The sequence below is a fragment of the Pseudomonas sp. DE0157 genome (assembly GCF_007678615.1).
Classification (GTDB): Bacteria; Pseudomonadota; Gammaproteobacteria; order Pseudomonadales; family Pseudomonadaceae; genus Aquipseudomonas; species Aquipseudomonas parafulva_B.
On sequence record NZ_VEJN01000019.1, the window covers coordinates 81,445 to 103,769 of the forward strand.

The 22,325-nt window shown below is 62.0% G+C and carries 25 protein-coding genes and 1 pseudogene; 11 read left to right on the top strand and 15 right to left on the bottom strand.

What is annotated here, in order from left to right; genetic code table 11:
- Positions 1-33: 33 nt before the first annotated feature.
- The 3 genes from FS777_RS19340 to FS777_RS19350 are packed head-to-tail and all read right to left on the bottom strand — an operon-like array spanning position 34 to position 1,115.
- Positions 34-654 carry an SOS response-associated peptidase gene (locus tag FS777_RS19340; protein ID WP_078479101.1) on the bottom strand — a complete coding sequence of 207 codons (621 nt, stop codon included), beginning with the start codon at positions 652-654 and terminating at the stop codon, positions 34-36.
- Positions 655-669: 15 nt separating this feature from the next.
- Positions 670-930 (bottom strand): putative signal transducing protein, encoded by a 261-nt coding sequence (locus FS777_RS19345; protein WP_058605736.1) that lies wholly within the window; start codon positions 928-930, stop codon positions 670-672.
- Positions 930-1,115, bottom strand: a complete 186-nt coding sequence (locus FS777_RS19350) for a CPXCG motif-containing cysteine-rich protein (RefSeq protein WP_058605735.1) — start codon at positions 1,113-1,115, stop codon at positions 930-932. Before FS777_RS19350 ends, FS777_RS19345 begins: the two co-directional genes overlap by 1 nt.
- 127 nt (positions 1,116-1,242) lie before the next feature.
- Here FS777_RS19350 and FS777_RS19355 point away from each other — a divergent pair, with 127 nt between their 5' ends.
- Positions 1,243-2,409, top strand: a complete 1,167-nt coding sequence (locus FS777_RS19355; RefSeq protein WP_058639455.1) for a 1-acyl-sn-glycerol-3-phosphate acyltransferase — start codon at positions 1,243-1,245, stop codon at positions 2,407-2,409.
- Positions 2,410-2,467: 58 nt separating this feature from the next.
- Here the strand turns inward: FS777_RS19355 and FS777_RS19360 are convergent, their stop codons facing one another.
- On the bottom strand, positions 2,468-2,728 hold the full coding sequence (locus tag FS777_RS19360; protein ID WP_058639456.1) for a hypothetical protein: 261 nt from the start codon (positions 2,726-2,728) through the stop codon (positions 2,468-2,470).
- 159 nt (positions 2,729-2,887) lie between these two features.
- Here FS777_RS19360 and FS777_RS19365 point away from each other — a divergent pair, with 159 nt between their 5' ends.
- Positions 2,888-3,094, top strand: coding sequence for a hypothetical protein (locus FS777_RS19365; RefSeq protein ID WP_058639457.1), 207 nt, complete (start codon positions 2,888-2,890; stop codon positions 3,092-3,094).
- 67 nt (positions 3,095-3,161) lie between these two features.
- On the opposite strand, the gene FS777_RS19370 is transcribed toward FS777_RS19365, so the two are convergent.
- Positions 3,162-3,743: a YajG family lipoprotein gene (locus FS777_RS19370; protein ID WP_023534676.1), complete on the bottom strand. Its 582-nt coding sequence runs from the start codon at positions 3,741-3,743 to the stop codon at positions 3,162-3,164.
- A gap of 166 nt (positions 3,744-3,909) precedes the next feature.
- Between FS777_RS19370 and FS777_RS19375 the strand changes: the two genes are divergently transcribed.
- Together FS777_RS19375 and mqo are read left to right on the top strand one after the other, a co-directional pair.
- Entirely contained in the window at positions 3,910-4,143 is a 234-nt protein-coding gene (locus tag FS777_RS19375) for a hypothetical protein (protein WP_078479102.1), read from the top strand.
- A 604-nt stretch (positions 4,144-4,747) separates the two neighbouring features.
- Positions 4,748-6,256, top strand: coding sequence for a malate dehydrogenase (quinone) (gene mqo, locus FS777_RS19380; RefSeq protein WP_058639459.1), 1,509 nt, complete (start codon positions 4,748-4,750; stop codon positions 6,254-6,256).
- 39 nt (positions 6,257-6,295) lie between these two features.
- On the opposite strand, the gene FS777_RS19385 is transcribed toward mqo, so the two are convergent.
- The 3 genes from FS777_RS19385 to FS777_RS19395 all read right to left on the bottom strand — a co-directional run bounded on the left by FS777_RS19385 (position 6,296) and on the right by FS777_RS19395 (position 7,752).
- A complete protein-coding gene (locus FS777_RS19385) occupies positions 6,296-6,592 on the bottom strand; it encodes a PA4642 family protein (protein ID WP_058639460.1) in 297 nt (98 codons plus the stop codon).
- Positions 6,593-6,659: 67 nt separating this feature from the next.
- A complete protein-coding gene (locus tag FS777_RS19390; protein WP_145257183.1) occupies positions 6,660-7,130 on the bottom strand; it encodes a hypothetical protein in 471 nt (156 codons plus the stop codon).
- 64 nt (positions 7,131-7,194) lie between these two features.
- Positions 7,195-7,752 carry a hypoxanthine-guanine phosphoribosyltransferase gene (locus FS777_RS19395; RefSeq protein WP_027916613.1) on the bottom strand — a complete coding sequence of 186 codons (558 nt, stop codon included), beginning with the start codon at positions 7,750-7,752 and terminating at the stop codon, positions 7,195-7,197.
- 164 nt (positions 7,753-7,916) lie between these two features.
- Here FS777_RS19395 and upp point away from each other — a divergent pair, with 164 nt between their 5' ends.
- On the top strand, positions 7,917-8,555 hold the full coding sequence (upp, locus tag FS777_RS19400; RefSeq protein WP_027916614.1) for a uracil phosphoribosyltransferase: 639 nt from the start codon (positions 7,917-7,919) through the stop codon (positions 8,553-8,555).
- 2 nt (positions 8,556-8,557) lie between these two features.
- On the top strand, positions 8,558-9,832 hold the full coding sequence (locus tag FS777_RS19405; protein ID WP_058639461.1) for a uracil-xanthine permease family protein: 1,275 nt from the start codon (positions 8,558-8,560) through the stop codon (positions 9,830-9,832).
- A 55-nt stretch (positions 9,833-9,887) separates the two neighbouring features.
- Here FS777_RS19405 and hemH read toward each other — a convergent pair whose 3' ends face one another.
- Together hemH and FS777_RS19415 are read right to left on the bottom strand one after the other, a co-directional pair.
- The gene (gene hemH / locus FS777_RS19410; RefSeq protein ID WP_058605726.1) at positions 9,888-10,904 is read right to left on the bottom strand and encodes a ferrochelatase; all 1,017 of its coding nucleotides are present in this window, start codon (positions 10,902-10,904) and stop codon (positions 9,888-9,890) included.
- A gap of 13 nt (positions 10,905-10,917) precedes the next feature.
- Positions 10,918-11,823, bottom strand: coding sequence for a TIGR01777 family oxidoreductase (locus FS777_RS19415; RefSeq protein ID WP_058639463.1), 906 nt, complete (start codon positions 11,821-11,823; stop codon positions 10,918-10,920).
- Positions 11,824-12,010: 187 nt separating this feature from the next.
- Between FS777_RS19415 and FS777_RS19420 the strand changes: the two genes are divergently transcribed.
- From FS777_RS19420 to FS777_RS19440, 5 genes and pseudogenes are all read left to right on the top strand, one after another.
- Entirely contained in the window at positions 12,011-12,997 is a 987-nt protein-coding gene (locus FS777_RS19420; RefSeq protein WP_145257186.1) for an NAD(P)/FAD-dependent oxidoreductase, read from the top strand.
- Positions 12,998-13,094: 97 nt separating this feature from the next.
- Entirely contained in the window at positions 13,095-14,063 is a 969-nt protein-coding gene (locus FS777_RS19425; RefSeq protein ID WP_058639465.1) for a DUF523 and DUF1722 domain-containing protein, read from the top strand.
- Positions 14,053-14,953 (top strand): annotated as a pseudogene (locus FS777_RS19430) (MerR family transcriptional regulator). The gene FS777_RS19425 and the pseudogene FS777_RS19430 overlap by 11 nt, the downstream one beginning before the upstream one ends.
- Entirely contained in the window at positions 14,944-16,362 is a 1,419-nt protein-coding gene (phrB, locus tag FS777_RS19435) for a deoxyribodipyrimidine photo-lyase (protein ID WP_145257189.1), read from the top strand. Before FS777_RS19430 ends, phrB begins: the two are co-directional and overlap by 10 nt.
- Positions 16,363-16,383: 21 nt before the next feature.
- Positions 16,384-17,085, top strand: coding sequence for an SDR family oxidoreductase (locus tag FS777_RS19440; RefSeq protein WP_145257192.1), 702 nt, complete (start codon positions 16,384-16,386; stop codon positions 17,083-17,085).
- 43 nt (positions 17,086-17,128) lie between these two features.
- Here the strand turns inward: FS777_RS19440 and murI are convergent, their stop codons facing one another.
- The 5 genes from murI to hemA are packed head-to-tail and all read right to left on the bottom strand — an operon-like array spanning position 17,129 to position 21,854.
- Entirely contained in the window at positions 17,129-17,926 is a 798-nt protein-coding gene (gene murI / locus FS777_RS19445) for a glutamate racemase (protein ID WP_145257195.1), read from the bottom strand.
- Positions 17,919-18,674, bottom strand: coding sequence for a molybdopterin-synthase adenylyltransferase MoeB (locus FS777_RS19450; RefSeq protein ID WP_058639470.1), 756 nt, complete (start codon positions 18,672-18,674; stop codon positions 17,919-17,921). Before FS777_RS19450 ends, murI begins: the two co-directional genes overlap by 8 nt.
- Positions 18,668-19,498, bottom strand: a complete 831-nt coding sequence (prmC, locus tag FS777_RS19455) for a peptide chain release factor N(5)-glutamine methyltransferase (protein ID WP_058605369.1) — start codon at positions 19,496-19,498, stop codon at positions 18,668-18,670. Before prmC ends, FS777_RS19450 begins: the two co-directional genes overlap by 7 nt.
- Positions 19,498-20,580, bottom strand: a complete 1,083-nt coding sequence (gene prfA, locus FS777_RS19460) for a peptide chain release factor 1 (RefSeq protein ID WP_058605370.1) — start codon at positions 20,578-20,580, stop codon at positions 19,498-19,500. The genes prmC and prfA overlap by 1 nt, the downstream gene beginning before the upstream one ends.
- Positions 20,580-21,854, bottom strand: coding sequence for a glutamyl-tRNA reductase (gene hemA, locus FS777_RS19465; protein ID WP_058639472.1), 1,275 nt, complete (start codon positions 21,852-21,854; stop codon positions 20,580-20,582). The genes prfA and hemA overlap by 1 nt, the downstream gene beginning before the upstream one ends.
- Positions 21,855-22,325 lie beyond the last annotated feature (471 nt).

The following is a 22,325-nucleotide window of genomic DNA, read 5'->3' on the forward strand; positions in this document are numbered from 1 at the left end:
GTGCGCGGCGAGCAACCGAGCATGCACTGGCACTCAGGCCGGGGTGAGGCACTCGGGCGCGTCCAGTTTCGGGTCGTTGACGAAAGGTGCCAGGGCCCGCTCGCGCAAGGGCACCGAGGGGCTTGCCAGCAATTCCTGCAAACGGATCAGCGGCGTCTGCGGGTCCAGCCAGGCAGCCTGCCCTGCTTCGTCCAGAATCAGGGGCCTACGTTGATTCATCGCCGCCTGGGTGACCACGGCGCAGCTGAGCCAGACTTGTTCCTGTACGGCATAAGCCTCCCACACAGCGGCGAAATACAGCGACGCCCCCTCGCCCGGTGTCAGCCAAAAGGGCCGTTTGCGCACGCTGCCTCGCCACTCATAGAAACCATTGGCCGGTATCAGGCAGCGTCGTTGGCCAAAGGCTTCGCGGAACATCGGCTGCTCGGCCAGCGTTTCGGCGCGGGCATGGGCGGGGGTGCGGGAAAGGTCGGTGAGCCACGGCGGCGTCAGGCCCCAGCGCGCCTTGGCCACTTGCAGCTGCCCGTCCAGCTGGCGCTGGATGAGGACGGTATTGCCGGGCGAAATATTCCACTGGGCGGGCTGCCCGGCGGGAAAGCCAGGCAGGCTGGCCAATGCTTGGGGCCAGCGGAACAGGGCGTAACGTCCACACATGAGGTAATTCTAAACCTAGCAGATCAAGGTACCGGGGAAGCTCTCCGGCTCGTCGCCAATCAGCGGCTGGGCGCCATTGTACGCATCGATCAACTGCCGTGCGTATTCGGCCTGTTCATCGGCCACCGACAAGCCCAGCAGCCCGTGCAGGGGCAATTCGCCGGTCGCCCCGACCAGGTCGCGGCCCACCAGGTGCGCCTGCACCCCTTCGCTGGCGAGCATACCGGCCAGCATTTCTGCTTCGAGCAGGCTTTCGGGTTCGTAGATACGCCTCATCACGCATCGTCCTCACGTCTGACATCGAGCATCCATTCGTCGTCATGCACCTGCAGCACGAACACGATCGGCTGACAGCACACCTGACAGTCTTCGGTGTACACCTGGTCGCCGCCAGACAGATCGACGGAGGTTTCCACCCGCTCGCCACAATAAGGGCAATCGTAGAACTCTGTTTCCAGCATCAGGGCCTCCACGACGAGTTATGCGTATAATTGCCGCTCTGTTTACAGGGCCACGTGCGTCCGAGCCGTTTTTCGGAGCCTGCCCGTACTTCATTATTACCCTAGCCGTTTCCAACAAGAGAGCATGATGGGCGAATTCGATGCCATCCGACCATACGACGACGCTGAGGTCCCTGGAGTTCTGGCACGCCTGCTCAGCGACCCGGCATTCCTCGATATCCTGACTCATTTTCGCTTCCCGCGTGCGGCCGGTGCCCTTGGCTGGCTGCTTAAACCGCTGATCGCCCGGCGCCTGCGCAAGGAGTTCGCTGGTGTGACCTGTGTATCGACCCTGCAGGACAAGGTCGAGCACTACGTTGATCGCACCATCGACCGCGCCACCGATGGCGTGACCTATTCGGGCGTGGAACAGCTCAAGGCCGGCACGGCTTATCTGTTCCTGGCCAACCACCGTGACATCGTCATGGACCCGGCATTCGTCAACTACGCGGTGTACCACGCCGGCCTGCCCACCCCGCGCATCGCCATTGGCGACAACCTGCTGCAAAAACCGTTTGTCAGCGACCTCATGCGGCTCAACAAGAGCTTCATCGTGCACCGCTCGATCGCCGGCCGCCGCGAGAAGCTGGCCGCCTACCAGCTGCTGTCGGCCTATATCAATCACTCCATCGTCAACGACGCGACCTCCATCTGGATCGCCCAGGCCGAAGGCCGCGCCAAGGATGGCGACGACCGGACCGATTCGGCCATCCTCAAGATGTTCCACATGAGTCGAAAGGACGAGGCGTTCGGCGCGGTCATCCAGAGCCTGAACCTGACGCCGGTATCGATCAGCTACGAATACGACCCCTGCGACCAGGCCAAGGCCCGTGAGTTGTACATCCGCGCCACCACGGGTACCTACCAGAAGGCACCTGGCGAGGACGACCACAGCATCGCCAAGGGCATCACCGGCTACAAAGGTCGCGTGCATATCAACTTTGCACCGCCAGTGACCCAGTATTACGAGGACACCAAGCAGCTGGCCGCGGAAATCGACCGGCAGATACTCGGCGGTTATCGACTGTTCCCGGTGCATTACCTGGCCTACGCCATGTGGGCCGAGCAGGATGACACGCTGCAGGTGCCAAGCGCCGAGCAGGTGTTCCCTGCCGACGAACTGGCCAAGGCCAAGGAAGAATGGCAGCGCCGGCTGGATGCCTGCCCCGAAGAGCAACGGCCTTACTTGGTGTTGCAGTACGCGACGCCGGTGCGCAATCAGTATCAGGTCAGGCAGCAGGCACCGCTTGCTTGAGCAGTGAGGGGGTGCTGTTGAACGCGAGCGTCCCGATCAGCATGAGCCCCGATTGTGCTCAGGCCCAGGTGCTGACCCACGACAGCACCAGCGCACTGGCCAGGCAGGCGAAGCCCAGGCCGTAGCGCTGCCTGGGCACCCACCCTGCGAATCGCGCATACGGCCTTTGCAGCTCTCCCGGCCCTGGCTGTGCATCGGCCGCGCTACGCCTGGCACTGTGCAACAGCAGCCCGCCCGGACACGTCAGCAGCAAGGCCAGCACATTGATGAGCTTGGTGGGATGGGCGGCAATCAGCCCCCAGAGCATGTGCATGGACATCGCGTCACCTCGGCGTAGACCAGAACAAAAGCCAGCATTCTACCCAACCCACCTGGCGCTGCCTGCACGGCAGCGACCGCGTGTCATTTAATTTCATCTGTCATCGGTTCGTCATCAGAACAGGCCACCCTGTCGTCCTTTCTCGAACCGGAGCTTGTCATGCTGCATGCCGAAAACCAGGACCGCCTCTACCTCGTTGCCCAGAGTGATGAGCAACAGGCGCTCGTCGATGGCCTGGCCATTAATGTGCAAGACCGTCAATGGCTGGTCTACTGCGCCCTGGGCGGGCATGCCCATGAGCACTGGCCCGAGGTGGATGTCCAGACCGGGATCAGCCTGCTGGACCTGCGTATAGCCACGGCCTGATGCCGGTACGCGGCATAAAAAAACCGCTGGCCGTCACCGGGCAGCGGTTCGGGTGAACCCTTGAGCGTTACTGCGCCAGCACCTGACCGATGCTCGGGTCCTTGAACAATCGGGTCAGCGCGTCGCTCAGCACATCGCTGACCAACTGGGTGTTGGTGTCCTGGTTCGGCGCCATGCCAAAGCGCTGGTCCAGCGAAGCGCCATAGCGACCGGTGTAGCGGCGACCATTGTTGGCGACGTCAGCACGGAAGGTGGCGCCGATGGTGGCTTCGGTCACGTACAGTTTGTCCTTGGGCGACTGGTACTTGAGCTCGGCCAGGGTAACGGTCAATTGGGGCGCGTTGCCTGCAGTGGTGGGCGTAAAGCCCAGCAAGCGCACGGCAGCCTCGGCCTGGGCCTGCAGCTTGGGCACCACCTGGTTGCCGCTGACACTGATGGTACTGGTTTCCGGGTACATGCCACCGCGAGTGCCCAGCGACGGTGAAGGCCTGCCGTCTACCACTCGCACCACCACCGGCTGCCCCTGCCCCACCGGGGTGAGTTGCGCCGTGAGCTTGGGCTGCGGATTGAGTTGTTGCGGGCTGTGGGCACAACCGACCAGGCTGAGGCTGGCTACGGTGATCAAACCGAACAACAGTCGTTGCAACATGCGCGATTCTCCAGAAAATGCGGCGATGGCGCACAGTATACCTAGCGGCAAGGGCCTGGCTACAAGCGGCGTGCACCGCTTGCACCCGGTACGTCCGAGGTTGTCACAAACGCTTAACCGGCAACGCTTAATGTGGCTGCACGCTCACCTGCACAGGACATCTGCCATGGTCTCGCTTTTGCACCTGCTGTTGCCTGCTCCTCGCCACACCGCCTACGCCCTGCTCGACATGAATGGCACGTGCCTGGCCTTCAAGCACTGCTCGCAAGTACCTGAGGGCGATGGCTGGGTGCAGATGCACGAGGTGCAGCTTGCCTGGCTGGGTCATGCACTGCCGGACGGTGCCCGGGTTTGCAAGCCGACAAGTCGCCGCTGGCATCAACGCAACCTGGCTGCCTGAAAAACCCTGCAATAAAACCGCGAAATGGCGACATTTCTGGCTGCGACCTCGCTATAATCTCCCCCCGATTATAAGGACGTCTCCTGATCGGGCCCCGCATCCGCCGTCTGAACACGGCAAATCTACCCGCCTCGCCCACAGAGAGCCTTCCACTCAGGTCTTGCATCGGCTGTCGTGCCTGCTTCCATGGCCGTCACACTGCATAGAACCTGCGGGTTGCCATCGCGCAGTCCCCTTTTGAGGTTCACGTCTCCAAAAGAGCGTGAAAAAACGGTTTTCACTACTTCACAAGAGTGTGGCGAGCAAATGAACAATCTGGCATGTGCAAAAGCGGCAGGTGTGTCCCCTTCAGCCCTGAACAGGCAGCAAATGGCCCCAACCTGGATGCGTGTCTGAGCGGCTTGCATAGCGTATCCGACGGTCGTTGACCATAAGTCGAATTGCCGCACCTGGGGCAAACAGGGTTCAATAGGCAAACCCAAAGACTGGTTGGCGGTGTCCGCGGACGTTGCATGAACTGCGAAAAGTCGGACATGGCGATCCTGGAGAACCCGGTGATCCTGTGCTGTCAATTAGGTAGCTGTAGATTGTGGAGACGCGTTAAATGGCGCAGAACGAATCGGTTGATGTAGTACTGGTAGGCGCAGGCATCATGAGTGCCACCCTGGCCGTACTGCTCAAGGAGCTCGACCCGACCCTGAAACTCGAAGTGGTCGAGGCGATGGACTCCGGGGCCGCAGAGAGTTCCAACCCCTGGAACAACGCAGGCACCGGCCACGCCGGCTTGTGCGAGCTGAACTACACGCCCCAGGCCGCTGATGGCAGCATCGACATCAAGAAGGCCGTGCACATCAATACCCAGTTCGAGGTGTCTCGCCAGTTCTGGGCCTACCTGAGCAAGAAAGGCAACTTCGGCCCGGCGCGGGCGTTCATCAACCCGGTACCGCACCTGAGCTACGTCGAGGGTGACAAGGGTATTGCCTTCCTCAAGAAGCGCTATGAACTGCTCAAGCAGCATCACGCCTTTGCCGAGATGGAGTACACCGAAGACAAGGCCGTGATGAACGAGTGGATGCCGCTGATGATGCCGGGCCGCCCGGCTGATCAGCACATTGCCGCCACTCGCGTGCTCAAGGGTACCGACGTCAATTTCGGGGCCCTGACCAACAAGCTGCTCAAGCTACTGGGCGAGGCGCCCGACGCGCAGGTCAAGTATTGCAAGAAGGTCGTGGGCCTGCGTCGCAACGGCGCCGGCTGGACGGTCAGCATCAAGGACGTCAACAGCGGCGGCAGCCGCGAAGTGGACGCCCGTTTCGTGTTCCTCGGCGCCGGTGGCGCTGCCCTGCCGCTGTTGCAGGCCTCCGGCATCCCCGAAAGCAAGGGCTTCGGTGGCTTCCCGGTCAGTGGCCAGTGGCTGCGTTGCGACAATCCGGAAATCGTCAGCCAGCATCAGGCCAAGGTCTACAGCCAGGCCGCCGTCGGCGCGCCGCCCATGTCCGTGCCGCACCTTGATACGCGCGTGGTCGACGGCAAGAAATCCTTGCTGTTCGGGCCGTACGCTGGCTTTACCACCAAGTTCCTCAAGCACGGTTCGCTGCTGGACCTGCCCCTGTCGGTACGCCTGGGCAACCTGGGCCCGATGCTGGCGGTGGCCCGTGACAACATGGACCTGACCAAGTACCTGGTCAGTGAGGTGATGCAGTCGATGGAGCAGCGCCTGGAATCGCTACGTCGCTTCTATCCCGAAGCCAAGGCCGAAGACTGGCGTCTGGAAGTGGCTGGCCAGCGTGTGCAGATCATCAAGAAAGACCCGAAAAAAGGCGGCGTTCTGCAGTTTGGTACCGAGTTGGTGTCTGCCCAGGACGGCAGCCTGGCGGCGCTGCTGGGCGCATCGCCCGGTGCTTCGGTGACGGTCTCGATCATGCTGGAGCTGATCGAGCGCTGCTTCCCGGAGCAGGCGAAAGGTGCCTGGGCAGCCAAGCTCAAGGAGATCTTCCCGGCACGCGAGAAGACCCTGGCCACCGACGCTGCGCTTTACAAGAAAATCAGCGCCGATAACGATGCGGCACTGGACCTGGTGCAAAGCAGCCCGGCAGCCAAGCATTACGCCTGAACCGCCCGGCCAGTGAAAAACGCCCCTCGGGGCGTTTTTTTATGCCCCTGAGCGGGCGTTTTCGATGATTTCGATGTACTCGTCGCCATTGCGCTGATCGGCAATCTGCTCGGCGAACGTCTTGCCATGCTCGTCCTTGCCATCGAGGTCGAAGCCTGCTTCGACGAAGAAGCCGACGAAACGCCGGAAGTCATCTACGCGCAAGCCGCGGTACGCCTTTACCAGTTTGTGCAGCGAGGGCGACGTGACCCCATCGGCGGGCTCGAACTGGAGAAACGCCTTGATGTAGTCGTCACTGATTTCGTCACCGATTACCTGTTTCTTGTCTTTACGCATTGCCGACTCCAACTGGACCATCACGATGTTCAAAGGGCGGCAGTGTACCTTCCGCCGCGCGCGAGCCTCAACGCGTACGTACGGTGCCAGTGTGCAGGTCCGCCCAGATGTGCCCGTTGGCATAGGTGAGAAACTGCACATACAGGGTCTCGTTGCGCAGCAGGTCCATGATGACCCGGTAATCACTGAGCGGATAATTCAAGTTCAGCGTGCGAGTCTTTTCGTCGTAGACCGGCTTTTTCAGGCTCTTGGCCGCTTCGCCGTCGAAGGTCAGCAGCACCTGGGTCATGGTGGCCGCCTTGCTCAAGGGCCTGCCTTTGAGGCGCACCTGCAAGGATGAGGTGATCGGAATGGGTTGCTGGTCCGACTGGCGCTGGGCGCCGACTACCACGGTGTAGTCGGTGACTTGAAGCAGTTGCTGAGCGGTGGGCGCTGCCTGACGCAGGGATTGGTCATCGGGCGGCAGGAATTGGCTGTGCATCGGCGCGGCAGCCAGGGGCAAGCTGACTGCCAGTAGGAACGGGATGAACGCACGCATGTGAGGCTCCTTGGCTTGAAGGAGCACTCTAGCATGCTGCACCTGAGCGGCAGGTAGGCTGCGCTCAGAGCCCCTTGACGGCGAAGATGCCGTTGGCGTTGCGCCAGTAGCCCTTGTAGTCCATGCCGTAGCCGAAGATGTAGCGATCGATGCACGGCAAGCCCACGTAGTTGGCCTTGAGGTCCGGGCTGGCCTTGCGGTCGTGGTCCTTGTCGATCAACACGGCCGTGTGCACGGCGCGGGCGCCGGCGTGCTTGCAGAAATCGATGATGGCGCTGAGGGTGTGGCCCTCGTCGAGAATGTCATCGACGATCAGCACATCGCGGTCGATGAACGAGACTTCCGGCTTGGCCTTCCAGAACAGCTCGCCGCCGCTGGTCTGGTTGCGGTAACGGGTGGCGTGCAGGTACGAGGCTTCCAGCGGGAACTGCAGGTGGGTCAACAGCTTGCCGGCGAAGATCAGGCCGCCGTTCATCACGCAGAACACCACGGGGTTCTTGTCGTGCAGTTCTTGGCAGATCTGCTCGCCGACCTTGGCGATGGCCGCTTCGACTTCGGCTTCGGTGTACAGGCAGTCTGCTTCACGCATGACTTGACGGATATGCTCGAGATCGGCGGACATGGCGCTCTCCAGGAGGTGCATTTTGGAAAAGCGGGCAAAGGTACGCATCCGCTCGTCACAGATCAAGCGTTTATGGACTAACGTGCAAAATGATCAGACGACAGCACAGGCTGAATAGATTAATCTAGCGCGGTTTTTTTGCCCGCCTTTCGGAGCCCCCCCCTATGCCCACTCGTGAGATCCGCCATCCGCTGATCCGCCACAAGCTCGGCCTGATGCGCCGTGCTGATATCAGCACCAAGAATTTTCGCGAACTCGCCCAGGAAGTCGGCGCCCTGTTGACGTATGAGGCCACCCAGGACCTGCCGCTGGAAACCTATGAAATCGACGGCTGGTGCGGCAAGGTTGCCGTGGAAAAGATCGCCGGCAAGAAGATCACCGTCGTGCCGATCCTGCGCGCAGGCATCGGCATGCTAGACGGCGTGCTCAGCCTGGTGCCGGGTGCCAAGGTCAGCGCGGTGGGCGTGGCCCGCAACGAAGAGACGCTTGAGGCCCACACCTACCTGGAAAAGCTCGCGCCGGACATCAATCAACGCCTGGCCCTGATCATCGACCCGATGCTGGCCACCGGCGCCTCGATGGTCGCCACCATCGACCTGCTGAAAAAGGCCGGTTGCCGGGAAATCCGCGCCATGGTCCTGGTAGCTGCCCCAGAGGGCATCGACGTGGTGCACAAGGCCCACCCGGATGTACAGATCTACACGGCCTCGATCGACCAGCGCCTGAACGAACATGGCTACATCGTTCCAGGCCTGGGTGATGCCGGCGACAAGATCTTCGGCACCAAGCAAAAGGACGCCTGACCATGCAGGACGGCTACAACGACCCGCTATGGCGTCAGGTCGTTTCAGGCGCGCAGATGCTCTTCGTGGCATTTGGCGCGCTGGTGCTGATGCCCCTGATTACCGGCCTGGACCCTAACGTCGCGCTGTTCACGGCCGGCCTTGGCACCTTGCTGTTTCAACTGGTCACCGGGCGTCAGGTGCCGGTTTTCCTGGCATCGAGCTTCGCCTTCATCACCCCGATCATTCTCGCCAAGGGTCAGTTCGGCCTGGCAGAAACCATGGGCGGTGTCATGGCTGCCGGGTTCGTCTACACCTTCATGGGCCTGATGGTGAAGATCAAGGGCACAGGCTTCATCGACCGCATGCTGCCCCCGGTGGTGATCGGCCCGGTGATCATCTCCATCGGCCTGGCCATGGCACCGATCGCGGCCAACATGGCGATGGGCAAGGCTGGCGATGGGAGCGTGCTGCTGCCCTACAGCACCGCCATGCTCATTTCCATGCCGGCCCTGCTGACGACGCTGATCGTGGCCGTGTTCGGCAAAGGCATCTTCCGCCTGGTGCCAATCATCGCCGGCGTGCTGGTGGGTTTTGCCCTGTCGTTCGCTTTCGGGGTGGTCGACACGGCAAAAATTGCAGCCGCCCCTTGGCTGGAATTGCCCAACTTCACCGCCCCTGCCTTCAACTGGCAGGCCATCCTGTTCATCGTGCCCGTGGCCTTGGCGCCGGCGATCGAGCATATCGGCGGGGTCATCGCGGTGGGCAGCGTGACGGGTCGGGACTACCTGAAAACCCCGGGCCTGCACCGCACGTTGCTGGGTGACGGCATCGCTACCACGGCAGCCGGCCTGTTCGGCGGGCCGCCCAACACCACCTATGCCGAGGTGACCGGCGCGGTCATGCTGACCAAGAACTACAACCCGAAGATCATGACCTGGGCTGCGGTGTTCGCCATCACCCTGGCCTTCATCGGCAAGTTCGGCGCCCTGCTGCAGAGCATTCCGGTGCCAGTGATGGGCGGCATCCTCTGCCTGCTGTTCGGCTCGATCGCAGCCGTGGGGCTCAACACCATGATCCGCCACAAGGTCGACCTCGCCGAAGCGCGGAACCTGGTGATCGTGTCGGTGACCCTGGTGTTCGGTATCGGCGGGGTGCTGGTCGGCAGCGGTGACGGCCCTGACGATTGGGGCCTCAAGGGCATCGCGCTGTGCGCCATCGTGGCGATCGCGCTCAACCTGATCCTGCCAGGCAACGATGCCTGGAAACACAAGCAACAGGATGACCCGTTGGCTTGACGCCTGAGCCGCCTGGCTTGACCCAGTCCTCGACGGGGTCAGACCAGGCGGGCCATTACGCGTTTTCGCAGAGCTTGGCCAACACCTTCACCCATTCGGGGTGTTCGTTCATGCAAGGCACCAGCACCAGCTCCTGACCACCGGCCTCGACGAATTGCTCGCTGCCGCGCATGCCGATTTCCTCGAGCGTCTCGATGCAGTCGGCCACGAAGGCCGGACACATCACCAGCAACTTCTTCACCCCGGCCTGGGCAAGCTCGTCCAGCCGCGTCTCCGTATAGGGTTCGATCCACTTGTCCCGCCCCAGCCGCGACTGGAACGACACCGACCATTTGCCCGCCGGTATGCCCAGCCTCGTCGCGAACGCCCTGGCCGTGGCCAGGCACTGCCCGCGGTAACACACGGCACGCACCTCGGCGCTGGCGCCTTCGCAGCATTCGGCTGCACGCAGGTCATGTTTCGTACCGCTGGGGAAGAGCTTCTTCAAATGGCGTTCGGGCAGGCCATGGAAGCTGAGCAGCAGGTGATCATAGTCCTGCTCCAGGTAGGGTCGGGCACTGGCGACCAACGCGTCGATGTAATCCGGATCATCGTAGAACGGTTGCAGCACGCGCATCTGCAGCGGCAGTTGCTGCTCGGTGATGGTCTGCCGGGCGAGTTCGACGACGGTGGTCACCGTGCTGTCGGCAAATTGCGGGTACAGGGGGGCCAAGGTGACCTTGCGTATGCCCTGCGCCGCGAGCCGCTCCAGTACCTGGGGCAAGGCTGGCTGACCGTAGCGCATGGCAATTTCAACCGGCCCATGGGGCCAGTGGTCGACCATGGCCGCTTGTAGGCGACGGGTAAGCACCACCAGCGGCGAGCCCTCGTCCCACCAGATCGAGGCATAGGCGTGGGCTGACTGCTCAGGGCGCTTGATCAGGATCAACGACACCAGCAGGCGCCGGATGGGCCAGGGCAAATCGACCACATAGGGGTCCATGAGAAACTGATTGAGGTAGCGGCGAACATCGGCTACCGACGTGGAGGCCGGTGAACCCAGGTTGACCAGCAGCAAAGCGTGATCGGTCATGCAGCATCCTATGTCAGAGGCGACTGGACAAATTGCCCAGCGCCGATTGCAGATCGTTGAAGCGGAACGTGAACCCGGCCGCCAGCAACCGCGCGGGGTAGGCACGCTGGCCACCGAGCAGCAGGTTAGACATCTCGCCCAGGCCGGCTTTTAGCAGCAACCCAGGCAGGGGTATCACGGCAGGCCGGTGCAGCGCCCTGCCCAGCTGCTTGGCAAATTCACGATTACGCACAGGTTCAGGTGCACAGGCATTGTAAGGGCCGCTGGCGTCGGTGCGCTGCAAGAGAAAATCAATCAGGGCGACCTGATCGTCTATATGGATCCAAGGCATCCACTGCCGACCGTTGCCTACCGGCCCTCCTAGTCCCAACTTGAAGGGCAAACGGAGCCGGGACAGGAAGCCGCCGTCGCTGGCCAGCACCAACCCTGTACGTACCAGCACCACCCGAATGCCCTGCGCTTGCGCACGACACGCCGTTTCTTCCCAGGCAATACACAGCTGGCTGGCGAAATCTTCGACCACGGGAGGCAGGTCTTCGGTCAACTCGCGTTCGCCGCCGTCACCATACCATCCCACGGCCGAACCTGAGATCAGCACCCCAGGACGCTGCTCACGCCTGCCCAGCCATGCCAGCAATTGCTCCGTAAGGGCGATGCGGCTTGACCAGAGCAGGTTGCGCCGAGACGCCGTCCAGGGTCGATCGGCAATAGGCGCACCGGCCAGGTTGACCACCGCATCGAGGTGGTCGACCGCCTCCAGCTCATCAAGCTCAGTAATGCCCCTGACGCCTTCGCCGCAAAGCATCGCCACTGCCTCTGGACGTCGACTCCACACGGTGAGCCGATGCCCTTGAGCAAGCCAGTGACGGCACAAGTGCCGGCCAATCAACCCGGTGCCGCCTGTCAGCAGGATGTGCATGGCAGTGTCCTCATGGAATAAGGCAGTGGTCTATTTTTAACATCAAGGCACTTTCTAGCGCCCGTGCTCTCCCATAAACATAGGCCAACCAATCATTACTTGCGGAATATACTTATACACATTCGAATGATTGTACAGGTTTGCCTGACAGCGTAGTCTGCGCATAGCAAGGTTTGAAGAGGCCATCATGACCATACCTATTGCCATCATCGGGGCAGGCATTGCCGGCCTCTCAGCCGCCCAGGCACTGCAGAGCGCCGGGCAGATCGTGCACCTTTTCGACAAGGGCCACGGCAGCGGCGGGCGCATGGCCAGCAAACGCAGCGAAGCCGGCGCCCTGGACCTGGGGGCGCAATATTTCACCGCCCGCGACCGCCGTTTCGTCGAAGAACTGCAGCACTGGGTAGCCGCCGGCTGGGCGGCGCAGTGGAAACCGCAGCTGTACCACTACCGTGACGGGGCGCTCACCCCCTCCCCCGACGAACAGACGCGCTGGGTGGGCGTACCACGCATGAGCGCCATCACCCGCGGCCTGCTCAAGGACATGACCGTGAACTTCGCCTGCCGTATCACCGAAGTCTTTCGCGGCAAGGACTACTGGCACCTGCAGGACACCGACGGGTGCAGCCACGGTCCGTTCAGCCGGGTGGTGGTTGCCGTGCCAGCGCCACAGGCAACGCCCCTGCTGGCGGCCACGCCAAAGCTCGCAGCCGTGGCCGCCGGGGTGCAGATGGAGCCGACGTGGGCGGTGGCGCTAGGCTTTCAGGCCCCTTTGGATACGCCCATGCAAGGCTGCTTCGTCCAGGAAAGCCCGCTTGACTGGCTGGCCCGCAACCGCAGCAAGCCAGAGCGCGACGAGACCTTGGACACGTGGGTGTTGCACGCCACTTCCAGTTGGAGCCGACAACACATCGACTTGTCCAAGGAGGAAGTTGTCGAGCACCTGCGCGGCGAGTTCGCCGAACTGGTCGGTTGCGTCGTGCCTGAGCCCACGTTCGCCCTGGCCCACCGCTGGTTGTATGCACGCCCTGGCAGTCATCACGAATTTGGCGCCTTGGCCGACGCCGACCAAGGGCTATATGCCTGCGGGGACTGGTGCCTGTCCGGGCGGGTGGAGGGTGCATGGTTAAGTGGCCAAGAGGCAGCGCGCCGTTTACTTGAACACTTGGACTGATCGGCTATCTACACACTAAGGGTTCGCATCGGGCCCGCTATGTGCTGGAATATTCCTGTACATAATTTGTGATCTGTACAGGTTTATGGAGGCAGCTATGCACGACCCCGCTGTTCACAACAAGCCGCGCATCGCTATCAGTGCCTGCCTGACCGGGCACAACGTGCGTTACAACGGTGGCCACAAGTCCTCGGACCTATGCCGCACCCAGCTGGAAGAACATTTCGAATGGACGACGGTGTGTCCAGAAATGGCGATTGGTTTGGGGGTACCCCGTGATCCCATCCGTCTGGTGGGCGACCCTGAACATCCTGAAGTCGTAGGCACGCGCAATCCTGGGCTGGACTATACGAGCCCCTTGCGTGAATACGGCAAGCAAATGGCCGCCGAACTCGATGATATTTGCGGATACATCTTCATGCAGAAGTCGCCCTCTTGCGGACTTGAGCGTGTGAAGGTCTACCAGGACAACGGTCACCCAGCCATCAACGGCGGTCGTGGCGCCTATGCGCAGGCTTTTTGCGAGCTAAGGCCAGACCTGCCGGTCGAAGAGGAAGGCCGCCTGCACGACCCTGTGCTGCGCGAAAACTTCATCAGCCGCGTGTACGCGTACGCCGATTGGCAGCATCTACTTGAAGAAGGCGTGAGTCGCCACGCATTGCTGGCTTTCCACGCCCGCTACAAGTACCTGCTGATGGCGAACAACCCGCAGGCGTATCGCACCTTGGGACGCATGCTCGGCACCATGAGCAAAGACGACGACCCTGACGTTATTGCCCCCCGTTATTTCTCCGAGCTGATGCAGGCCTTGCGCCGCCGCGCCAGCCGTGGCACACACAGTAATGTGCTGCAGCACCTGAGCGGCTATTTCAAAAATGCCCTGACCCCTGCCGATAAAGCCGAGCTGCAAACGTTGATCGGGCAGTATCAGCAAGGGATCGTGCCTTTGATCGTGCCGCTGACCCTGCTCAAGCATCATCTGCGCAACCACCCCGACCCCTACTTGCTGCAACAAGCCTACTTGCAGCCTCATCCTGAACGCCTGGGGCTACGTAATGCGGTCTGAGATTCTTTTACCAATTGGTGAGCTGGCCCGACGCACGGGCGTCAACCCGGTCACCCTGCGCGCATGGGAGCGGCGCTACGGTTTGCTCAAGCCACAGCGCACGCCCAAAGGGCATCGACTGTACCCGGTCGAACAGATCGAGAGGGTGGAAGCGATTCTGGCCTGGTTGCAGCGAGGCGCATCGGTCAGCCAGGTGGGAGAGTTGCTGGACAAGCCACTCAGCACACCACCGACTGGGGACTGGCAAACCCGTCAGTTCCAGATGCTCGAAGCCATCGCCAACCTGTCGCAACGGGCGCTCGATCATCAGCTGAACCAGGCCATGGCGCTCTACCCCGCCGTCACGTTGTGCGAGCAGTTGCTGCTGCCTTTACTGGACCTGCTGGAACTGCGCTGGCGCAACTACTTCAACGCACGGCTTGAGCAGGTGTTCTTCCACACCTGGTTGCGCAGCAAACTGGGCGCGCGGGTGTACCACGACAATCAGTTGCTACAGGGCCCACCGGTTCTGCTTGCCGAAGACAGTGACCGGGGCTTCGACCCTGGCCTGTGGCTGTGCGCATGGCTGTTCACCAGCAATGGCTTTGCGGTGGAAATCCTCGAGCAGGCCGTGGCCGGTGCGCAGTTGCAGAGTGCAGCCGCGGCCTTGAAGCCACGCGCAGTGCTCTTGAACCTCGGCCCGCGCATCGATACCCGCGCGTTGCAGCGCACGCTTCAGAACCTGCAATTGCCCACCCTTGCCGGGGGTGCCTTGCTCGCGCTGCACCAGACCCAACTGGGCTCGCTCGACCTGCCTCACCTGCACACCTTCGATACCCCTCAAGCGGCCTTGCGACTACTGCAAGGCCTGTGACTGCCAGCCTGGAGAGATTCCGATTTCATGCACTTGACTTGGCTTCGCAGTGACTTGCGCGTTACCGACAACACGGCCCTTAGCGCCGCCAGTGAACGTGGCCCAACCCTGGCCCTGTGGCTTATCAGCCCTGGCCAATGGCAGGCCCATGACGATGCGGCCTGTAAAGTGGATTTCTGGCTACGCAACCTGCGCGAAGTGCGGCAGTCGCTTGACGCGCTCAACATCCCACTGCTCATACGCAAGATAGACACCTGGGATGATGCGCCTGAGGCTGTGCTCGATGTCTGCCGAAAGCACAATGTCCAGAGCGTTCACTGGAACGAGGAATACGGCATCAACGAGGCCCGCCGCGACGCAGCCACATGCAAATTGCTCAAAGCTTCAAAGGTTGAGGTTCACACCCATCTCGACCAACTCCTGTTCCGTCCGGGGACGGTGCTGACCCGTAGTGGCGGCTACTTCCAGGTGTTCGGCCAATTCAAGAAAAATTGCCTTGAACACTTGCACCGCAGCCTGCCCTCAATGGCCGCACCGGTTAAACGCCAAGCCCCGACATCGATCAAGAGCGACCCGATTGCGCAACATGTCGAACCCTTCGAAAAGCCGGCAGACGCGCTGCGCAAACGTTGGCCCGCTGGCGAGAAGGAGGCTCAGGCAAGGCTTGCCCGGTTCACCGATGAAATCATCGACGACTACGAGACGCTGCGTGACCTTCCTGCTCGCGAGGGCACCAGCCAGCTGTCAGCCTATCTTGCAGCGGGGGTCATCTCACCCCGCCAATGCCTGCATGCCGCGCTGGCCCATAACCGGGGCGAGTTCGACAGCGGCAGCAGCGGCGTCCAGACCTGGGTCAACGAATTGCTCTGGCGCGAATTCTACAAGCACATCCTAACGGGGTATCCCCAGGTGTCCCGGCATCGTGCCTTCCGTGCGCACACCGAGGCGTTGCCCTGGCGTAAGGCACCCAAGGAGTTCGAAGCCTGGCAGCAGGGCCGAACCGGCTTCCCGATCATTGATGCGGCCATGCGCCAGATGCTGGCCACCGGCTGGATGCACAACCGGCTGCGCATGCTGACTGCCATGTTCCTGAGCAAGAATCTGTTGATCGACTGGCGGCTGGGGGAACGTCACTTCATGCGCCATCTGATCGACGGGGATCTGGCAGCCAACAACGGTGGCTGGCAGTGGAGCGCATCCACCGGTACCGACTCGGTCCCCTACTTCCGGATCTTCAACCCCGTGTCGCAGTCACAACGCTTCGATCCAAAGGGCCGCTTCATTCGCGAGTGGCTGCCTGAATTGCAGGACATCGACGATAAAAATATCCACGACCCTGGAAAATGTCGCGGCTTGATTGATGCTAACCTCTATCCCAGTCCTATCGTCGATCTTCACAGTAGTCGACAGCGGGCGCTCCAGGCTTTCAAGGAGTTGCCCCGCTAGTCGTGTATAGAGGGCAATGCCGTGAGTGGCTCACGCAGTTTTTGGGTTACAGGCGCAACGAATGGGCTGGGCCTGGCACTGGTCCGCGATCTTTTGACAAAGGGGCATCGGGTCGCTGCCAGTGCAGGTGCAAGCGAGGAGCTCGATCGCTTGTGCATGCATCATGGCGATCGTTTGCTGCGGCTTCCTGGCCAGTTACAACAGCAACCCGATGCTGACGAGGCAGGCCGCATGATCGACCATGCCTGGGGGTCGTTGGATGGCTTGATCCTGAATGCCGCCACCTGTGATTACCTCCTTCCAGGCACCTCGGACAGCGAGTTGTTCGAGCAGCTGATCATCACCAACCTTCAGGCGGCACAGCACTGCCTGGAGTACGCCACGCCCCTGCTGGCCAAGGGCGATATGCCCCAGATAATGGCTGTTTTCAGCCGGTACTCCGCCGCGCAGCTTTACGCGCCGACGCAGTTTCCTGCCGGCTGGAACAATGCCGTGCAGTGGGTGAGGGAGCAGCGCCCGTCGTTGCTTGCCAATGGCATAGCGTTGACGGTGGTAGCACCGCAGTCCCTGAAAAACCCCGTGACGGCCGCCAGCGCCGTGCCTGAGGATTGGACTGCCGACACCGCCGCGCTAGAGCTTCTGACGCGCTTGCGTGCACGTGAACCTGAGCTGGTGCTCGAGACGCTGAACCCGTCGAACCTCTGGCCGCTGCCGCAGCACTAGGTGGTACTGCGAGGGTAGAAACGCCAGTCATGCAGGGCACTGCTCAGGACGTGAAACGTTCTACGTCCTGAGATGGGTGCCACAGCACCGGAAGGATATCCATCAACGCACGTGGTTCGGCGCTGGTCCAGAAGCGGGTCGACCGAGCTGGGCCGCGTGCAAGCAGATCAGCCCCTGCGAGCAGGCGTTCGAGTTGACGGGCCACGGCAGCGCCCGTATCGATGACGGCCACGTGTGGGGGCACCGTTTCAGCCAGCAAGGGTTTCAAGAACGGATAATGCGTGCAGCCCAGTATCAAGGTATCGCAGCCTGCCGCCAGAAGCGGTTCAACGTAATTGCCCAGCAAAGTGCGTAACACCGGGCTGGTCAGGTCCCCCGTTTCGATCAGTTCGACAAGCCCAGGGCAAGGCTGGGTGACTACCCGCACGTTACTGGCAAAGCGATCGAGCAAGGCGGCGAACTTGGCGCTCTGCAAGGTCCCGGTCGTGGCCAGCACGCCGACTATCCCTGAACGGGTAGCCGCTGCGGCAGGCTTGACCGCCGGTTCCATGCCCACGATCAGCCAGTCAGGATAGTGCGCACGCAGGTCGGCCACCGCAGCCACGGTGGCCGTGTTGCAGGCCAGTACCATGGCCTTGGCACCTTGCTGATAAAAGAAGGCGGCGATGTGGCGACAGCGTTCGCGAATGTAGTCCGGCGATTTTTCCCCGTACGGTACATGGCCACAATCGGCGAGGTAGTGAAGCGTTTCGTTGGGCAAGCGCTGACGAATCTCGGCAAGCACTGACAGCCCCCCCACCCCGGAGTCCATCACCGCGACTGGCCCCTCGCGCTTAGCCATCGCGCTTGCCACACACCGCGCAGCCAGGGTCGCGTTTGACCCGCAATTCACGGATACGCGTGTCCAAAGCGTCGATCAGCAACAGTCGCCCTACCAAGGGTTCGCCGAAGCCGGCCAGCAGCTTCATGGCCTCCAGCGCCTGCAAGCTGCCCACCAAACCTACCAGGGGGCCGATCACGCCCGCCTCGCTGCAGGTCAGCTCAGCCTCGCTGCCGTGACCATACAGGCAGTGATAACAGGGGCTGTAATCGCGGCGCGGATCGAAAACCGAGAGCTGGCCTTCCAGGCGGATCGCGGCGCCACTGACCAGGGGCTTGGCAGCCGCCACGCAGGCCGCATTGACCGCCTCGCGCGTCCCGAAGTTATCCGAGCAGTCGAGGACCAGGTCCACGGCCGCTACGGCAGCGGCCAGCGAGTCCTCATCCAGCGCCTGCCGGTGGGCAACCAGGTCGATTTCCGGGTTTATTGCCTGCAGACGCTGCAAGGCCGAGTCGACCTTGCTCATGCCCACGCTGGTACTGTCATGGATGACCTGGCGCTGCAGGTTCGTCAGGTCGACCGTATCGAAATCTGCCAGGTGCAACTCGCCAACGCCAGCAGCCGCCAGGTACAGCGCCACGGGCGAGCCCAGGCCGCCGAGTCCGACGATCAGGGCCTTGCTGTGCTTAAGGCGCAGCTGGCCGTCGACGTCGATCTGGGACAGCAATACCTGCCGACTGTAGCGCAGCAGCTCCTGGTCGCTCAGCATGGCAGGTGCCCCAAGGTGATGCGCGGATGGCCGCCTAGGTCGGTGCGGCTGCTCACCTCGACAAAGCCGTTTTCCCGCAGCAGCACCTGTACGGCATCAGCCTGGTCATAACCATGCTCGAGCAGGAGCCAGCCGCCTGGGGTGAGGTGGCTCGGCGCCTGCGCGGCGATGACCCGCAGGTCATCCAGACCGTCGACCCCGGCTACCAGCGCGCTGCTGGGCTCGAAGCGTACGTCACCGTCGATCAGGTGCGGGTCTGAAGCCGCGATATAGGGCGGGTTACTGACGATCAGGTCGAAGCGTTCGCTGGAAAGGCCGTCGAACCAGTGGCTGACCTGGATGCGGGCGTTGGCCAGGCCAAGCCGCTGGCGGTTGCGCTCGGCCAACGCGGCGGCCTCGGGCACGCGATCGACCGCCGTTACCTGCCACGCCGGTCGCTCGCTGGCCAGCGCCAGGGCAATTGCACCGGTGCCGGTACCCAGGTCGAGCACCTTGGCCGGCAGCGCAGGCAGCAGCTCCAGCGCCGTCTCGACCAGCAGTTCGGTGTCCGGGCGCGGGATGAGCGTATGCGGGGCCACTTCCAGGTCGATCTTCCAGAAGCCCTGCTGGCCGAGGATATAGGCCACGGGCTCTCCGTCCCTGCGCCGCTGCAGATAGCCGTCGTAAGTCTGGGCAGCGTCGCTGCTGACGATGCGTTCTGGCCAGGTGTGCAAATAACTGCGCGATTTGCCAAGCGCCGCCGCCAGCAGCAACTCGGCATCCAGGCGCTCGGTAGGCGAATCGGGTAACTGCGCGTTGCGCAGCAGGCTGGCGATGATGGTCATCAGTCCCCCAGAGCAGCCAGTTGGTCGGCCTGGTATTCGGCCAGCAAAGGCTCGATCACCGCATCGACTCCACCGGCCAGCACGTCGTCCAGCGAGTACAAGGTCAGGTTGATGCGATGATCCGTGACCCGACCCTGTGGGTAATTGTAGGTGCGAATGCGCTCGGAGCGATCCCCGGAGCCCACCAGCAGCTTGCGCTCACTGGCGATGGCGTTCTGAGCGGCACTGGTCTGCATGTCGTTCAACTTCGCCGATAGCCAGGACAAGGCGCGCGCACGGTTCTTGTGCTGGGAACGCTCTTCCTGGCATTCGACGACAATGCCCGTGGGCAAGTGCGTGATGCGGATGGCCGAGTCGGTCTTGTTCACATGCTGACCGCCTGCGCCGGACGCGCGGTAGGTGTCCACGCGCAAGTCGGCTGGGTTGATCTCGATGGCCGCTTGCTCATCCGGCTCCGGCAAGACCGCCACGGTGCAGGCCGAGGTGTGAATGCGGCCCTGGGATTCGGTTTCGGGCACGCGCTGTACACGGTGCGCGCCGGACTCGAACTTGAGCTTGCCGTACACGTTCTCGCCCTCGACGCGGGCGATGATTTCCTTGTACCCGCCGTGCTCGCCTTCATTCTCGGAGAGGATTTCCAGCCGCCAGCCGCGCTTTTCCGCGTAGCGCGAATACATGCGAAACAGATCGCCCGAAAAGATCGCCGCCTCGTCGCCACCGGTACCGGCGCGAATCTCGAGAAACACGTTGCGCCCGTCGTTGGGGTCCTTGGGCAGCAACATGCGCTGCAGCTGAGCCTCCAACGCCACCAACCGGTCCTTGGCCTCGCGCACCTCCTCCACGGCCATATCACGCATGTCCGGGTCGCTGTCCTTGAGCAGCGCCTGGGCGCTTTCAAGATCGTCCTGGACTTTGCGCCATTGCTGATAGGCCGTGTGCACCGGTTCGACTTCGGCGTACTCGCGGGAATAGGCGCGAAAACGTGTCTGGTCGGAAATGACCTCGGCATCACCAAGCAAAGCGGTGAGTTCTTCGAAGCGGTCCTGGAGAATGTCCAGTTTATTGAGCAGCGACGCTTTCATTACAGGGATTTGTCCGTGGAGCCCTCTTGGAGGGCAAAGAGTTCCTGGGCCATGGCCAGCGCATCGAGGCGGCCCTCGGCCGAGAGCTTTTTGAGCTGCACGCTGGGCGCATGCAGGAGCTTGTTGGTCAGGCCGCGCGCCAATTGGGCCAATACGTCTTCAGGGTTGCCACCGTTGGCCAGCAAGCGCTGGGCCTTTTGCAGTTCTTCATCACGCAGCCGTTCGCTTTGCTGGCGGTAGGCCCGCAGCACATCGACAGCAGCCAGCTCACGCAGGCGTGCCATGAAATCCTCGGCCCCCACCGCCACCAGTTCTTCGGCGGCCTGGGCGGCGCCTTGGCGGCTCTTGAGGTTTTCGGCAACCACGTCATGCAGGTCGTCGACGGTGTAGAGGTACACATCGTCGAGCTCGCCCACTTCGGTCTCGATGTCGCGCGGGACAGCGATATCGACCATGAAGATGGGTTTGTGCCGGCGCTGCTTGAGGGCGCTTTCGACGGCGCCCTTGCCTAGAATCGGCAATTGGCTGGCGGTGGAACTGATGACGATATCGCTGTTGGCGAGCTCTTGGGGGATATCGGCGAGCAGCACGGCGTGTGCACCAAACTGCTCGGCCAGGGTGCTGGCGCGCTCGAGTGTACGGTTGGCCACCACGATGCGGCGCACGCCCTGCTCGTGCAGGTGGCGGGCGACCAGGGTGATGGTTTCACCGGCGCCGATCAGCAGGGCCTGGCTGCGGGCCAGGTCGCTGAAGATCTGCTTGGCCAGACTGACCGCCGCGAAGGCGACCGACACGGGGTTTTCGCCGATGGCGGTGTCGGTACGGACCTGCTTGGCGGCGCTGAACGTGGCCTGGAACAGGCGCCCGAGCAGCGGCCCCACGGTGCCGGCTTCGCGGGCAACGGCATAGGCGGACTTCATCTGGCCGAGGATCTGCGGTTCGCCGAGCACCAGAGAGTCGAGGCCGGAGGCAACGCGCATCATGTGCCGGACGGCATCGTGCTCTTCGTGCACGTAGGCGCTGGCACGCAATTCGTCGAGGCTGAGGCGGTGATAGTCGGCCAGCCATTGGAGCACGGCATCGGCCGACAGCTGGTCCTGCTCGATGTAGAGCTCGCTGCGGTTGCAGGTGGACAGGATCGCTGCCTCGCGACTGGTGGTGAGGCGGCAGAGCTGCTGCAGGGCATCCACCAGCTGCTCCGGGGTAAACGCCACGCGCTCGCGTACGTCTACCGAGGCAGTCTTATGGTTAATACCAAGTGCAAGAAAGGCCATGCAAGATCGCTGGTTGTGACAGGAAGCCGATAATTGTCCTCTTTCGCAGGTTAGAGGACAACCACCGTTCGCTATCGAGGTGATAGTGTGGCGGCGCGAAGGTGTTCTTGAGGATACGCTGTGGACTTCAGGCGCTGGCATCCAAGGGTGCAGTCGTTTGGCTATTAACTGACGCATGATGGAGCGCTCAATGCAATAATCCGCACGCCTTACTTACACGTAGTTACAACTTCGCTACGTTCAAGTTCGCTATCGAGTCAAACGCCACACACGTATTCCCAGCACAGCGTCTCATGACTATCGAATTCAACACTGATTCACACTTACTTTGATCTTGATCTTGATCTTGATTTTGATCTTGACCTTGATCTTGATCTTGATCTTGATCTTGATCTTGATCTTGATCTTGATCTTGATCTTCGCGACTTCAGAAGGCCGAACGCAGGTCTTGCGGAGGGAGGTGACAGGCAT

Coding starts and splice junctions, on each gene's coding strand:
- FS777_RS19375 (WP_078479102.1), top strand. CDS start 3,910: ATGGTCTCGCTTTTGCACCTGCTGTTGCCTGCTCCTCGCCACACCGCC.
- FS777_RS19415 (WP_058639463.1), bottom strand. CDS start 11,823: ATGCACATCCTGCTGACAGGCGGCACCGGGTTGATTGGCCGGCACTTG.
- upp (WP_027916614.1), top strand. CDS start 7,917: ATGCCCACTCGTGAGATCCGCCATCCGCTGATCCGCCACAAGCTCGGC.
- FS777_RS19390 (WP_145257183.1), bottom strand. CDS start 7,130: ATGCGTGCGTTCATCCCGTTCCTACTGGCAGTCAGCTTGCCCCTGGCT.
- FS777_RS19360 (WP_058639456.1), bottom strand. CDS start 2,728: ATGTCCATGCACATGCTCTGGGGGCTGATTGCCGCCCATCCCACCAAG.
- FS777_RS19365 (WP_058639457.1), top strand. CDS start 2,888: ATGCTGCATGCCGAAAACCAGGACCGCCTCTACCTCGTTGCCCAGAGT.
- prmC (WP_058605369.1), bottom strand. CDS start 19,498: ATGACCATCATCGCCAGCCTGCTGCGCAACGCGCAGTTACCCGATTCG.
- phrB (WP_145257189.1), top strand. CDS start 14,944: ATGCACTTGACTTGGCTTCGCAGTGACTTGCGCGTTACCGACAACACG.
- FS777_RS19450 (WP_058639470.1), bottom strand. CDS start 18,674: ATGCTGAGCGACCAGGAGCTGCTGCGCTACAGTCGGCAGGTATTGCTG.
- FS777_RS19340 (WP_078479101.1), bottom strand. CDS start 654: ATGTGTGGACGTTACGCCCTGTTCCGCTGGCCCCAAGCATTGGCCAGC.
- prfA (WP_058605370.1), bottom strand. CDS start 20,580: ATGAAAGCGTCGCTGCTCAATAAACTGGACATTCTCCAGGACCGCTTC.
- FS777_RS19350 (WP_058605735.1), bottom strand. CDS start 1,115: ATGCTGGAAACAGAGTTCTACGATTGCCCTTATTGTGGCGAGCGGGTG.
- murI (WP_145257195.1), bottom strand. CDS start 17,926: ATGGCTAAGCGCGAGGGGCCAGTCGCGGTGATGGACTCCGGGGTGGGG.
- FS777_RS19345 (WP_058605736.1), bottom strand. CDS start 930: ATGAGGCGTATCTACGAACCCGAAAGCCTGCTCGAAGCAGAAATGCTG.
- hemA (WP_058639472.1), bottom strand. CDS start 21,854: ATGGCCTTTCTTGCACTTGGTATTAACCATAAGACTGCCTCGGTAGAC.
- FS777_RS19405 (WP_058639461.1), top strand. CDS start 8,558: ATGCAGGACGGCTACAACGACCCGCTATGGCGTCAGGTCGTTTCAGGC.
- FS777_RS19355 (WP_058639455.1), top strand. CDS start 1,243: ATGGGCGAATTCGATGCCATCCGACCATACGACGACGCTGAGGTCCCT.
- FS777_RS19385 (WP_058639460.1), bottom strand. CDS start 6,592: ATGCGTAAAGACAAGAAACAGGTAATCGGTGACGAAATCAGTGACGAC.
- FS777_RS19395 (WP_027916613.1), bottom strand. CDS start 7,752: ATGTCCGCCGATCTCGAGCATATCCGTCAAGTCATGCGTGAAGCAGAC.
- hemH (WP_058605726.1), bottom strand. CDS start 10,904: ATGACCGATCACGCTTTGCTGCTGGTCAACCTGGGTTCACCGGCCTCC.
- FS777_RS19425 (WP_058639465.1), top strand. CDS start 13,095: ATGCACGACCCCGCTGTTCACAACAAGCCGCGCATCGCTATCAGTGCC.
- FS777_RS19370 (WP_023534676.1), bottom strand. CDS start 3,743: ATGTTGCAACGACTGTTGTTCGGTTTGATCACCGTAGCCAGCCTCAGC.
- FS777_RS19420 (WP_145257186.1), top strand. CDS start 12,011: ATGACCATACCTATTGCCATCATCGGGGCAGGCATTGCCGGCCTCTCA.
- mqo (WP_058639459.1), top strand. CDS start 4,748: ATGGCGCAGAACGAATCGGTTGATGTAGTACTGGTAGGCGCAGGCATC.